Origin of the sequence: Amycolatopsis panacis, from assembly GCF_003600245.1 — a bacterium.
Taxonomy (GTDB): Bacteria; Actinomycetota; Actinomycetes; order Mycobacteriales; family Pseudonocardiaceae; genus Amycolatopsis; species Amycolatopsis sulphurea.
In genome coordinates this window covers 1-13,350 of sequence record NZ_QZFV01000085.1, presented here as the reverse complement: position 1 = coordinate 13,350, position 13,350 = coordinate 1, and the positions used below count along the sequence as shown (strand labels likewise).

Sequence of the window (13,350 nt, the reverse complement as noted above, 5' to 3'; positions counted from 1 at the left end):
AGAGTCCTACCGGGCGTTGCGGATCTGGGTGATCACAGATGCCAGCTCTGCGACCGCCGGCGGCCGCATGATGCTGTGGTGGTCCGCGGTAACCGACGCGAACCGCAGGTCCGGGCCGATCAGCGAGCCCCAACCCCAGGTGCGGTCCGTGTCGGCGAGGGCACCGTCCGCCTCAGCTCGCACGAGCAGCACCGGGTAGTCGACGCCCTGGTCGACTTGCCCGACGGCGTACTCCTCCCAGGCCTGGGAGTTCGCCGCGTAGACGTCGAAGATCGTCTTCACTTCGTCCTCGGCCGTGCCCTCTGGCAGGTGACCGCCGGTCTGCATCGCCTTGAGCATGAGTTCGTACCTGCTGGGCGCCTCGGCGTGCATCGACGGCAGCTCGGGTTCGAAGTGCCACGCGAACTTGCTGGCGAGCTTCGACTCGGTCAGCAGCTGCGCCTCTTGGAGCGCATCGTCGGTGTTGTCGTCGAACCCCGGAGCCGGGCAGTCGATCAGGACGAGCAACTCCACGTCGTGCCCGGCGCGCCGCAGCGCGTCCGCGGTCCCGCGGGCGACCAGACCGCCGAAACACCAGCCGACCAGCACCGGTGGGCCGTAGCCACCGGCGGCAATGGCCGCGGCGTAGTCCTCGGTCATGACGGCGAAGTCGTCGTGCGGCGGCTTCCCGTGCAGGCCGATCGCCTCCACGCCCACCACCTGGTGCTCCGCCGGCAGCGTCCGCGCGAGATCCCAGTAGCAGAGCGTCGTTCCTCCGCCGGGATGGAAGCAGAACACCGGTGAGGTGACGGGTCCCTGTCGCAACGGCACGAGGTTCGAGTCGTGGAACTTCCCACTGCGGATCAGGTCGGCGGTGGCGGCGACGGTCCGGGCCCGCATGATCGACGCCATGGGCAGGTTGCTGCCGAACGCCCGGTTGACCCGCGCGATCAGCTTGATCGCGTCCAGCGAGTTGGCGCCGAGATCGAAGAAGTCGTCATCGCGGGAGATGTCGCCTACGCGGACGACCTCCTCCCAGATGACCAGCAGGCGCTGTTCGACGGAGTCGGTCGGTCGCGCCGACCGGGTGCGCTGCGGTTCGACCGGGGTGAGCGCCGATCGGTCGAGCTTGCCGTTGCTGGTGAGCGGAAGCTTCTCCACCGCCCGCCACCTGGACGGCACCCAGGCGGGCGGCAGTTCGCGCCGCAGCCGCTCCTCCAGGTCCGCGGTCGTGGCGTCGGCGTCGGCGTCGAGGACAACGTACGCGTCGAGATGGCTGATCAGCCCGCTCTCGTCCTCCCGGGCGATCACGGTCGCCGCCACCACCCCGTTCAGACGCCGCACGGACCCCTGGATCTCGCCGAGACCGATCCGGTGTCCACGCAGTTTGACCTGGTCGTCGAGCCGACCGAGCACCTCGACCCCTGCACCGGGCACGAGCCGGCCGAGGTCGCCGAGCCGGTATCGCCTCCCGTCGAAGCCGCCGGGCCGACCGCCCAGGTAGCCGAGTCCCACGTGGGGTCCGCTGATCATGACCTCACCGGGACACCACGGCGGCAGGAGCGCGCCCGCGCTGTCGACGACGGTGACGGAGTTGCCGCCGAACCCCGCCCCGACCGGAATGGACCTCAGCCGAACGTCGCGAGCGGTGCCGACCAGATGACACACCGCTCCGATGGTCGTCTCGGTCGCTCCGTAGTGGTTGTACACGCGGAGGTCCGGTGCCAGCCCCTGCAACCGGTCGGCGAGCGACGGCGGGAGGAACTCACCGCCCAGGACGAGGACTTCCCGCGGCAGCAGCGCGGCCGGGTCGTCCGCTGCCGCGAGTAAGGCGGTCAGGTGCGACGGCACGAGTTTCATCAGGTCGGCCGGGTGCCGGCGCAGCCGTTCCGCGAGCGCGGCCGGATCGGTGGCCACGTCGCTGTCGATCAGGTGGACGCGGCCACCCTTCGCCAGCACCGGGAAGATGGCGGTGTACGCCAGGTCCGCGGCCAGCGTGGACATCGCGACGGAACGCGTGTCGCTGCCGATGCGGAACACCTCGCTGCTCGCGGCGACGTAGTGCGCGAGCTGCTCGTGGCCGATGACCACGCCCTTGGAGGTCCCGGAGGTTCCCGAGGTGTAGATGACGTAGGCGACCCCCCTCCTCGTCATGGGTTCCGGCCGCGGGTCGACGTCCAGAATCGCAAGATCGTGCTGGACGATCACCGGGGCCGCGACGTCGCGGACGACGGTGTCCCTCCGGGCCTGTGGCCAGTCCGGGTCGAGCGGGACGAAGGCGGCTTCCGCCAGCCAGGTCCCCACCATCGCCACGACGGTCTCCACCGCCGTCTCGGCCATCACCGGCACCAGCGCACCGGGGCGGACACCGTGTTCCCGCAGCACGCCGGCGAGCGCAGCGGCCCGGTCGACCAGCTCCCGGTACGTCACGACGGCCGCGCCGCAGACGACCGCAGGCGCGTCCGGCTGCTCGTCTGCGCGCGCGAGGATGCCCTGCAGCGCCGTTTCCAGCCGGCTGACCGGCTCCGGTTCCTGTTCCGGTTGTGCCACAAGGAGAAGGACACCGATCTGCCGCGCCGGCTCGGTCACCGCGTCGGCCAGGAGATGACCGAACGCCTCGATGAGTGAACCGAGGTCCTCGGCGTTCGCCCCCTTCGCCGCCACGGCGACGAGCAGTCCCTCGGGACCGGACAGGCAGTCCAGGTGCAGGTCGGCCAGGACGTCCGGCGAGTCGGCCAGGCCGTTCTCGCGGTACCGGAACGCGAAGGAGGTGGCCCGCTGGGCGACCTCGGCCGGATCGAACTCGTACTCGGCGGCTTTCGCGTCCGTCAGTGCCGCGTGCGCGGCCTTCACGGCCTCGGTGAACGGCGTCTCCTGGCCGAGTTCGAACGACAGCGGTACCGGCCGTTCGAGCGGGCCGACGACATTCCCGAGGCCAGGCGCGGAACGTCCGTCCGTGACGACCACCGCGTGATGTTCCTCGGTGCGCGTGTAGCGCACATAGACGCTTTCCCACGCCGCGAATACCACGGCGGCCTCGTCCACCGCCAGTTCTTCAGCGACCTCCTGGACCCGCCGCAGCGTCGTGGCGGGAATCGTCGACGACACGTGCGAGACGCTGTCGTCGGCCATCACGAACGGGAGGTGCGACCGCGTCGTCGTCGCCACCGGTGCCGCGTCGACCAGCTGCTCTTGCAGCCAGACGGCCACATCCGCGTACTGGAGCACCTCGCCCGGCGCGACCGGCACACCCGTCAGCGTGCCGGCGAGCAGGTCCCAGGACGCCGGATCCGTGCTCAACCGGGGCAAATCCACAACGAGTTCGGTGCCGCCGGAAGTGGAGGAGTGCTCGACCGAAACCGCGCCGGCCCGCACGACGGCGCCACCTCCGGGCAGCGGTTCGATCGTGACACCGTCCGGTTCGTCGACCACCTGGACCGGCACGCTCAACCCGGCCACGTCGACGTAACGGGTGCGCAGCGCTTCATGTGCCGCCACCATCGCCGACAACCGACCGGCGACGTCGTCGACGCTGATCGTCCCGTCCGTCCGGATGCGCCGGGACACCCGGTCGGCTCCGCCGTGCCGGCGGTACAGGGCCTGTTGTTGCGGCGACAACTGGTAGCCACTCACGTCCTCCTCGAGCGCGGTCATCGCGTAGCTCCGATGCGTCCGTCGTGTTCGTCGGTCATGGCCACCAGGACTCGACGCGATCCCTCGAACGGGTCCCTTCCGTGCGAGACGAGCATGTTGTCGATCAGCAGGACGTCGCCGCGTTCCCACGGCTCCCGGACGATCTCGGCCTCGAGCGCCGCGCGCACCTCGTCCAAAGTGGAGTCTTCGATCGGTTCGCCGTCACCGTAGTACGCCTGCCGGGGGAGCTGACCGGGATCGAGGTCGAGCATCGAGGCCCGGACGTCCGCAGGCAGCGCTGAGGTGTGGAAGAGGTGTGCCTGGTTGAACCAGAGATCGACACCGGTGTCCGGGTGCTCGGCCACGGCCTGGCACCTCTGAGACGTCCACAACCGGTCAGGCTCCTGCCAGGCGAAGTCGATCTCCCAAGCCCTGCAGAACTCTTCGACCTCGTTCGGGTCCTCGGTCTCGAAGGCCTGCTGCCAGGTGACGCCCAGCCCGCTGCCGTAGTTGCGCACGTACCGGACTCCCCTGGCCGCGAACGACTCGACCAACGCCGGGTCCAGGCGCTCGCTGATCCTGCGGTTGTCGGCCAGCGGGGTCGCGCCCCCGGCCGTTGCCGCGGTCTCGCAGTAGAACCACAGGTACCTGGGCCAGACCCTGGCGTAGGCCATTTCGTTGTGCTGCAGGATGGTCTGGTCCGCCGGGTAGTCGGTCGACGTGTAGACACCCTCCACAGTGGACCTGCGGGGCGTCGAACCGTAGGTGTAGTTGAGCAGAGCCGGCGACCACTCCCTGACGACCGCCTGGAAGTCCACGGGTTTCCGGATCGCGAACCCGCGGAACAGCACGGCTCCACGCTCGTTCAGGATGTCCTGGACCCGTGGCTTGCTGTCCCGCATCCACGCGGCCAGTCCGACCGTCGGCACGGTGGGGCGGGCAACGGCCGGAACACCGCGGTCGGGGAGTTCGACCGTCACCAGGTCCTCGGCGGAGACGGCCACACGCCGCCGGGCGGCCGGTGAGTTCAGCGGTGATGGGGTGGTCATGTCGCTCCTCTGGGTCGACTGGTCACGGGCGGGTGACGGACGCGGGCCACGACTTCGGCTCGGCTGTGCGCGAGATCAACGGGATGTCCCGGATGTCGTCATGCTTCAGCACCCACATCAGGAACCGGTCGACGCCCATCCCGAATCCGGACGTCAGCATCGGGAATTCCTCTTTCATACGGATATACCAGGTATATTCCTGCTCGTTGACCCCATGCAGCGCGATGGACTTCCGCAGTTCCTCCGCGCTGGCGTGGCGTTCTCCCGAACCCACGACCTCCCCCATGCCGAAGTACAGGTCGGCGCTCTTGGCCGTCGCCCCGCTCTCGTCACCGAAGGCCTGGTAGAACGGCACAGCAAGACTGTCGAAGTGATGCACCCAGACGAATTCGCTGACGCGTTGCATCAGCAGTCGCTCGCCTTTCCGGGTGAACGTGCGCCACTCCCCCTCTTTCCGGACGGTTCCGTCGACGTCGGCCACGGTGCAAACGGCCTCGTCGAACGTCAGCTCGGCGAACTTCCCCTTCGTCTCGACCATCCTGACGAGATGGGAAACATCACCGCGCGCCTGCGCCAGCCGGTCGCCGGCACCGTCGAGAATCGCCCCGGCCAGCGCCTGGACGTAGCCGGTCACGTACTCGATCAGGGTATTCATGCCGCCGGGGAGCTCGGCCTCGCTATGCGTGTACTGGCCGAGATGCGTCTCGTCCGGCTTCTCGCCCCGGAACGACGGCATGATCGTGTAGCAACCACCCGGCGCGACCCGGCAGCCGTACTCCAGGGCGAACTGCATGGAGTCGGCGAGATACGTGTTCACGCCACTCACGGTTACCGGCACGGGCTCGGAGTCGCTCCCCAACGCCGTCGGGCACGTCACGGTGCGGGTGGTCACGGGCAGGAAGAGGTTCTTCAGACCGCGAGAGCTCGCGTACCGCAGGGTGGTCACGTGGATGATGTCGTGCAGGTCGCCGACCAACCGGTACCAGGGTGATCCAAGGTACCGAGCCAACGCTTCCAGATCGTTGCTGCCCCAGCTGGCAGGCGGCTCGACAGTTGTCACGGTGGGGTTCACATGTCTGCCTTTCTGGCGTGACGGGCTACTGCCCCGTCTCGACTGGCGGAATGTTCTGGTTGTGGCGGAAGACATTCTCGGGGTCGTAGAGCGATTTTGTGGCCGCCAGTCGGCGGTAACGGCTCTCGCCGTAGATGTCCGTGGTGCCCTCGCCTTGCGCGTCCTGAACGTAGTTGACGTACGCGCCACCGTGCTGCCACGGCACAAGGCTGTCGACAGTCCGCCGCGACCACTGTGCGTGCGTCTCGTCCTCTCCGGCGTTCGTCCACTGTGCCGATGCCGTGACGATGTAGGGCGCGTCCCGGTTGGGGACCGCCGATTCACCATCGGGAACGTCCACGATTGCTCCGCGCAGGAACTCAAAATCGATGCTCGACAGCGGCGACGTGATCTCATCGCTCGCATTGACGAGCGCGATAGCCGCAGCGCTCGTGATGTCGCTGAGGTAACAGGATTTGGTGAAGTACCTGTTTCCTGCTGGTTCGCTGTAGTCGCCCAACGCCTGCAGGCTGGCGTAGGACAGCACCTGGTCGAGACGACCGCCAGGCGGCACCGACCGGAACAGCGGCGCGATCACGTCAGGGCCGTCGGACGGAGGCCCGAACCAGCAAGCGGTAAGGAAGAGAGCCGGCTTGCCGCGCAGTCGTTCCGGGATCCATTCGTGGTTACCTGCGATCTTCAACGCGCCGACGGTGTGCAGGTCAAGCTGCTGTTCTTCAGCGAATCCGGCGTAGGCGACCAGCGCTTCGTATGCCGTGGCAAGCGCGTACACACCGGTCTGGTGGACAACCGGACCGACGTTCCGCAGCCGAAGCGTGAACCTTGTGACGACGCCGAAGTTTCCACCACCGCCGCGTAGCGCCCAGAACAGGTCCTCGTGGTCGGTCGGTGATGCCTCCACGATCGCGCCGTCCGCCAGGACGACCTCAGCCGCGGCGAGGTGGTCGCATGTCAGCCCCCACTTGCGAGCGAGCCAACCATATCCGCCGCCGAGGGTCAGTCCCCCCAAGCCCGTGTGGGACACCACACCTGCCGGGCACGCCAGTCCGTGCGTCGTCGTCGCCGCGTCGAGATCACGTAGCAAGGCGCCGCCCCCGGCCACCGCAACCATCGCCACAGGATCGACGTCGACCGAGTTCATGAGCGCAAGATCAATCATGACAGCATTGTCAGCGACAGCAGATCCTGCGACGTTGTGCCCACCGCCGCGTACTGAGACCGCGAGCCCTTCAGAACGCGCCCACCGCAGGACCGCGCCGACCTCGTCGGCGTTCACACACTGGGCGATCACTGCCGGGCGACGATTGTGCATGCTGTTCCAGACGCGCCGCTGAATGTCGTACTGTTCGTCACCCGGGCAAATGGCACGATCACCCAACAGCGAGCGCGGGCTGATCGACTTCAATAGACGTTCGCGCATTCGTATCCATTTCACGTAGTGGCACCACCGGCGCAGGGCAGATTTAGATCACTTTCTGCACACACATGCACGCGCAGAAAGTGATCTAATTTATCGTATTTTTGGTCGAATTGCCAACCATGTGCCGCCGCTGATATTCATATCACGAATAGCGGGCCGGGCACGTACGACCCTACTCGGATCACCCGCTCGCGAGCACAGAAAATTCGATTACAGTGAACTCACCACGATCGAAGGCTTCCACAACGTCACGACTCCCCCTTAAAAAAAATCTACTGACGCGAGTCAGTCTCCTGACCGCCGCGAACGTCAACCCATTTAGTCCACGGATCCAACGAGGTTTACCTCACTTTAAGGTTAACCGTAGGCCCAGACCAGAGCAACAGTGATTGTCGCCGTTACCTTCAACCACAGCAGGGGCAGACTCATAGTCGCCGAGAATCGACCGCAGCAGTTCCTCCGCAAGTCGCATCTTACCGACACCACCCGCACCCGTGGTAACTACCCGACGTCCTTCGGTCAACAGGCCACCTACATGTGCCATCTCCGCGCCTTACCCAAAACGCCTGGTCAACGCGGGAACGATACGACTTCGCCTTCTTGCTACGACGGCGCACGTCTTAAGGTCATATTCGCCGGTCATCACACTTTTCCAGAGAGCCCGACGTAGAGGTTCTCGGACACCGCGTCGCGGCCGACGGGAATCAAATCCTTTAAATGGGACAAGAACCCCAACCCTTCACTAGGACCAAAACGCGGACAAGATCCTCGAAACCCTCGCCGCCTACTGCTCACGAATTGACAACTCGGCACACCAGCTACCTGCCCTCGCCAGAACTATCACACCCCCCTGGTCATGATTGCACTGACCTGTATCCTCACATTGACTGACCGCAAGTATATCCATACGCTCAGTGAGCCTGTCAACTATAGCGAATGGGCTGGAATGACTTCACCCGATTGGCCTATTGAGGTGTACGGCAACCGCCTCAGCCACCTGTCGACCGAAAGGAAAAAATGAGCACCGACTCGGCGCCCGACCCAGTCCGTGGATCACCCGTAAGGCGTATTGACCTCCGTCTCAATGAACTCATCTCAGCCCTGTATCCTGATCCGCACACGCGTCCTGGATTCGCGAAGCTCGCGAAGGAAATCCACGAATCCTCTGGTCGCTCAATCTCGGGGACGTACCTGTGGGAGCTCTCAACCGGCAAGAAGTGGAACGTCACGCTCGAGCAGCTGGACGTACTCGCTGAGTTCTTCGGCGTGCCACCGGAATACTTTGTCAACGACCAGGTCGCCGATCGCGTCCACAGCCAGCTCCGGCTGGCAATGGCGCTGCGCGACGCGCAGGTCCGGAGCATCGCCCTGCGCGCGGACGGACTGTCTGCCGATGCCTTGAACTCGATCTCCGAGATGGTCGACGAGGCGCGCAAGCGACAAAAGCTCGGTCCGCTGCCCAACCACGGCGATACCGAATCCGACTAGCACGTGTCGAACCTGGCTGGCACCGTGTGCTATTGCCGCGGCTTCGCCGCCGCGAGGCAACCGACACAGCGACCGAGAGGACAGAACACACTGAAGGAACGCCACCTGCTGAAGCGCTGCCGGGCGGTGCTTGTGAACGTCCCGATTCCGCGGCCCTTCTCGATCGGGTCGTTCATCGACCAGGTCGCACGCAGCCGACGCCGCCGGATCCACCTGCACACCGCGCCGCACCATGCGCCAGCGGACAAACCCTGCGGGGTATGGCTCGCGACGGACGAGGAAGATCACATCTTCGTCGAAGAGCAGACCAGTCGGTTGCACCAGGAACACATCATCCTGCACGAAATCGGCCATATGCTCGGCGGCCACACGGTCTTGGCACCGCGCGAGAATCTGGACGCGCAGGAACTCTTTCCGGACCTGCAACCGCAGTTGGTCCGCCGGCTGCTCGGCCGCGTACGCTACGACGATCCCCAGGAGGAAGAGGCAGAGCTGATCGCCAGCCTCATCCTCACCTCGGCCGAGCAGGCCGACGCGACGACTCCGGGTGTACTCGGCGGCTTGGAAGAGAAGCTCGGCTACCGCCCGCGATAGCTCATTTCAGGAGGTCGTGACACTTGCTTTCGATAGAGACCATCGGCGTCGCCCTGATGTGGCTGGTCACGCTCGTCCGCGCACCCCAAAGTATCCGCGACCGGCAACAACGTCCGCTATGGACAGCGGTGGCGCTCATCACGGTTGCCATGACGCTCCACATGCCGGAGGTCCTGACTGCCGCCGGGCGCTGGCTCGATCCGTTCGCGCTCTATCTCGCCAGTCACCTCATCACGGTCGTGGACGGGACCGCTCTCGTCTGCGTCGTGCTGATGGCGGCGTCGAAGCGGCGTGGCGTGCTCCTCTGGTGCGCCACGGCCTTCGTCGTGTCCGGTTCGATGGTCTGGATCTTCGCGACCACACAGATGCCGCGACCGGAGGATTCCGCGCTGCCCACCATCTACTGGGGGATCTTCAGTGTCTATCACTTCACCGCCATGCTGTGCTGCGTGTACGTCTGCTGGCGCTACGCGTTCCAGGCGCGTGATTGGACTCTGCGCGGTGGTCTGCTCGCACTCGGCGCCGGGCTGACGATCGTCTGCCTGATGTGGGTGGTACTGATGGACTCGCTCCTGACCGGCAACACCCAGTGGATCGGGTACTTCACCGGCCTGGAACTCGTCGAGGTTCTTTTCGTCGCGGCCGGTGCGATTCTACCGGTCTTCAACAGTGTGGTCCGCGCCGTCGGAAACCTTTGGGTATATCGGCAAATCGCACCGTTGTGGCGTGACCTGGTCGAATCCGTGCCACACGTCGCCCTGGGCGCCACGCAGTCCCGACTAGGTGGATATCCGGTGGAGCTGCGCTTGTATCGCCGGATCATCGAAACGCGCGACGCGATTCTCACTTTGCGCGAATACGTCACCCTGGAAACGCTGGAACACCTGCGCGCCTACCTGGCCAAGCACCGGATCGACCCGCCCGATCGCGAGCCGACGTTCACCGCATGCTGGATCGAAATCGCCCGCCGAGCCAAGGCGACCGGAGAACGACCGCAGCCGCACGCCCAGGACATCACCCGCCTCGGCGGAGACGACGTCCGGAGCGAAACGGCCTTCCTGCTCGACGTCGCCCGGGTCCGGGCCACACCGCTGATCCAGGGGCTCAGGAACCAGCCCGATCTGCCAGGGTATTCCAGAACATGAGCTCGTAGGACTGCAGCAGCCGACCATAGCGGAGAGCGTGCTTCGGCCGCCAGTCCTCGTCCAGCCCTTGCTGGATGACAGCCACCGCCTGCTCATCTAATTCCGTCGGCGGCGGGGTAAAGAGCTCGAAGAACGCGACCTGGTCATCGGTGAACTCGTAGATCTCGCGCAGGGATGGGAGCAACTGGCCGCAGTAGGTGCCCCAGGTGTCATAGTTGGGTACCATCGCCAAAGCGACGTCCAACGTATCGCCGTTAAGAGCAAGCCAGGCGTAATACGCGGCGTATGCTTGGCATCCAGGCAGCGGCTCGTAATCGCGTAGATCTTCTTCGCTGAAACCGCACGCTTCCGCGAAGCGGATAGAATCCGCTATCGCCTGGTTCGCCCGGCGGGTCCGGCGGGTGAAGAATTCGATGGCCAACTCTTCGGAGCACGCCGCGAGGGTGAGGAAACTCCGCTGCGCGCTTCGGATGATGAAGATCTGCTCGGCGGCGAACGCCCCAAGCACCGGTAGGGGCACACGACCTTCCGCCACCAGCGGGATGAACTTGTTATCCCCAGGTCCAGGCTTCAGATTGCGTTCCAACTCGGCAATCACGTCACGCGCCGAACAAGCCACGCAAATACCCCCTTCGTCACCGCTGTCCCCGCAACGCTACCAATGACCAGGCTGCCCTGGCACTGCGCGGTTCGGGTTGCTCGCCCGCACCGGGCTCCTTGCGGAGCGCATAGCCGCCACCGCAACGGCCGAAGGACTCGGCGTCAGATCCCAGCCGCGACCCCTGCGTTGTCGACTACGGTCCGGTCAGCCGCGACGCGCAGCGACAGCAACGTCGCAGCCGCGGTGCCGGGATGGTCCAGGCCCGACACCCGAGTTCTGGCCGCCGGCACCGCTTCATGCCCGGCCTGCACCTCGTCCACCTGACCATGTTGCGCCTTGAGCGTCACCAACTCGAAGCGCGCGGCATCAGCGTCCAAGTCCATCCTCGCTCACGACAGCGCGCAACTCGGCCAGCACCACCCAAGCCCGAAGCTCGCCCCGACGACCAACGTGCCAATAGAATGCCCCTGGCCAGCCCCGTTCCCATCCCTTGTTAGTCCCGTCGAAGGCTCGAACCTGCGCCCCACGGAAGTCGTCATCGAGCATCAACACCCTGACCGCGGCGACGCCGGACGATCCCGACGGTCGCGGAAAGTCGCAGTTCACGGCAGGCGCTTCATCGATGAGCAGAGCTATAGTTCGTCGCATGAATACGCATCCTGCGCATGGATGCAACGAACAGGTGTTCGAGTCTCGGACACACTTTTACCCCACACGCCCAACGGCCCGTGGGGTAAGTATCTTGGTCACCCTCTCTGCAGTACCGCCCTCATTCGCCGACGGTGCCTCGGAGAGTAGGTCCATGCTCAGTTGCCCTGGTCCGCTCATCGGACTGATGTCTCTCCTCCGAACTGCGGCCTGACTTCGCGACGATTGTGACTACAGACGATCTCCAGCTCGTGATCACCCAGGTGTCTCGCCACGGCAGTTGGCTGGCTGTCCGCCGGCGTTCGGGGTGCAAGCAAGCCAGGTAGCAGCTCAAGGAGATGGTCCTCGCGCACATAGACGTAGGGAACTGGATCGTCCGGTCGTCGTGGGCCGCTGCTGCGGCCGTGTCGGCACCGATACCCCGGGCGACCGTGCACCCAGTGCGCATCCATCCGGCGACCGCATACCCCGCACACCACCAGACCGGCCAGCACGTACCGACGGGGCGGACCGTCTTTCGTGCGCCGGGCAGCCCTGATCCTCTGCACCGCAACAAACTGCGCATCGTCAACCAACGGGGCATGCGCCAGCCGTTCGGACACCTCCCACTCCCCTGCCCGATTCCAGGACACCGCGCCGGAACCACGGCCACCGACACGGCCTCCCCCGCCGTGGCCCTTGCTGGATTGGCGATTCCACACCTGGCGGCCGGTGTACCGCGGATTCTCTAAAATCGACTGCACCGTCCGTACAATCCACCCCGAACCCGGCCGATGCGTATTGCGCTTCCGATCCACCCTCGACGGGCACGGCACACCTCGCTCGTTCAGCTCCCGCGCCAACGATGCCACCGACCGGCCACGAGCGCGCTGTTCGAACATCCACCGCACCCACCCTGCGGTGGCTGGATCCGGTTCCAGCACGTGCACCCGGCGCCCCCACCGCGCCTGAATGGCGTTCGGGTGCGGCCCGACGTCGGCCAGCCGGTATCCATACGGCGGGCGTCCGCCCAGAAACCGGCCCTGCACCCGAGTCTGCGCACTCATCGCCGCCATCACCCGATGCCGCGCCCGCATCACCTCTCGCTGCGCCTGCGCACCCAACAGCACCAACAAGGCCTGATGCACCGGACTGCCCAATCCCACCGGCCCACCCGCCTCCGGCAGCCAGACCCGCACCCCGACCGCCTCCAGCCGGGCCACGACGTCCCGGAACTGATCGCCGTAGAACGCCCGCTCATACTCCCCGACCACCACGGCATCGAACTGCCGATCCGAAGCCTCAGCCGCCGCGAGCAGCGCCGCAGCGGCTGGGCGCTCGGCCCACGACCACCGCCGCGACCGGCTCTCATCGAAAAACTCGACCACGACTTCGCCGTGGTCCTCGACTAGTTCATCCGCCACCGCGCGCTGCCAAGCCCGCGACGTCACCGGATCCTGACAATCACTCGTCGACATCCGACCGTAAAACGCAAACCGCACACCCGTCACCCGCTCGCTGGCGCGTGACCCACGGCCACGACGGGCAGCGACAGCGCACACAAATTCCGCACTAGGGCGTGTCTCGAAGTGTTGACCAGCCAAGATCCCGAATAAAGAGCCGTACCGGCGTGTCGGTGATCAAATAGGTGAGGTCTCCGGTAGATCGATCAACGACGAAGAAGATCGAGAACACCGGAGACCTCGTGGCCAGCCTAGCGGTGGCCGGGCGAGCTGACTTGA

Annotated in this window: 10 protein-coding genes; 3 read left to right on the top strand and 7 right to left on the bottom strand. The window is 65.7% G+C overall.

Features of this window, described 5'->3' with window-relative positions; all coding sequences use genetic code 11:
* Nucleotides 1-6: 6 nt before the first annotated feature.
* From D5S19_RS16245 to D5S19_RS16230, 4 genes are read right to left on the bottom strand one after another with little or no spacing between them, the layout of a single operon-like run.
* Nucleotides 7-3,633, bottom strand: a complete 3,627-nt coding sequence (locus D5S19_RS16245) for an alpha/beta fold hydrolase (protein ID WP_120024191.1) — start codon at nt 3,631-3,633, stop codon at nt 7-9.
* Entirely contained in the window at nt 3,630-4,661 is a 1,032-nt protein-coding gene (locus D5S19_RS16240) for a TauD/TfdA family dioxygenase (protein WP_120024190.1), read from the bottom strand. Before D5S19_RS16240 ends, D5S19_RS16245 begins: the two co-directional genes overlap by 4 nt.
* Before the next feature lie 22 nt (nt 4,662-4,683).
* The gene (locus tag D5S19_RS16235; RefSeq protein WP_233573963.1) at nt 4,684-5,733 is read right to left on the bottom strand and encodes an amino acid--tRNA ligase-related protein; all 1,050 of its coding nucleotides are present in this window, start codon (nt 5,731-5,733) and stop codon (nt 4,684-4,686) included.
* A 25-nt stretch (nt 5,734-5,758) separates the two neighbouring features.
* Nucleotides 5,759-7,153: an FAD-binding oxidoreductase gene (locus D5S19_RS16230; protein ID WP_120024188.1), complete on the bottom strand. Its 1,395-nt coding sequence runs from the start codon at nt 7,151-7,153 to the stop codon at nt 5,759-5,761.
* Nucleotides 7,154-8,170: 1,017 nt separating this feature from the next.
* Here D5S19_RS16230 and D5S19_RS16225 point away from each other — a divergent pair.
* From D5S19_RS16225 to D5S19_RS16215, 3 genes are read left to right on the top strand one after another with little or no spacing between them, the layout of a single operon-like run.
* Nucleotides 8,171-8,641 (top strand): hypothetical protein, encoded by a 471-nt coding sequence (locus D5S19_RS16225; protein WP_120024187.1) that lies wholly within the window; start codon nt 8,171-8,173, stop codon nt 8,639-8,641.
* Between the two features lie 3 nt (nt 8,642-8,644).
* Complete coding sequence (locus tag D5S19_RS16220) at nt 8,645-9,235, top strand: hypothetical protein (protein WP_147397413.1); 591 nt, start codon at nt 8,645-8,647, stop codon at nt 9,233-9,235.
* A 23-nt stretch (nt 9,236-9,258) separates the two neighbouring features.
* Nucleotides 9,259-10,380: an MAB_1171c family putative transporter gene (locus D5S19_RS16215; RefSeq protein WP_147397412.1), complete on the top strand. Its 1,122-nt coding sequence runs from the start codon at nt 9,259-9,261 to the stop codon at nt 10,378-10,380.
* Here D5S19_RS16215 and D5S19_RS16210 read toward each other — a convergent pair.
* The 3 genes from D5S19_RS16210 to D5S19_RS16200 all read right to left on the bottom strand — a co-directional run bounded on the left by D5S19_RS16210 (nt 10,340) and on the right by D5S19_RS16200 (nt 13,119).
* Nucleotides 10,340-10,999, bottom strand: a complete 660-nt coding sequence (locus D5S19_RS16210; RefSeq protein ID WP_120024184.1) for a thiaminase II/PqqC family protein — start codon at nt 10,997-10,999, stop codon at nt 10,340-10,342. The genes D5S19_RS16215 and D5S19_RS16210 overlap by 41 nt on opposite strands.
* 143 nt (nt 11,000-11,142) lie before the next feature.
* The gene (locus tag D5S19_RS16205; protein WP_233573961.1) at nt 11,143-11,358 is read right to left on the bottom strand and encodes a hypothetical protein; all 216 of its coding nucleotides are present in this window, start codon (nt 11,356-11,358) and stop codon (nt 11,143-11,145) included.
* A gap of 447 nt (nt 11,359-11,805) precedes the next feature.
* Entirely contained in the window at nt 11,806-13,119 is a 1,314-nt protein-coding gene (locus tag D5S19_RS16200) for a recombinase family protein (RefSeq protein ID WP_233573960.1), read from the bottom strand.
* Nucleotides 13,120-13,350 lie beyond the last annotated feature (231 nt).

Bases quoted from the DNA above. Each gene is read 5' to 3' on its own strand.
- D5S19_RS16245 (WP_120024191.1), bottom strand. From the start codon at position 3,633: ATGACCGCGCTCGAGGAGGACGTGAGTGGCTACCAGTTGTCGCCGCAA.
- D5S19_RS16240 (WP_120024190.1), bottom strand. From the start codon at position 4,661: ATGACCACCCCATCACCGCTGAACTCACCGGCCGCCCGGCGGCGTGTG.
- D5S19_RS16230 (WP_120024188.1), bottom strand. From the start codon at position 7,153: ATGCGCGAACGTCTATTGAAGTCGATCAGCCCGCGCTCGCTGTTGGGT.
- D5S19_RS16225 (WP_120024187.1), top strand. From the start codon at position 8,171: ATGAGCACCGACTCGGCGCCCGACCCAGTCCGTGGATCACCCGTAAGG.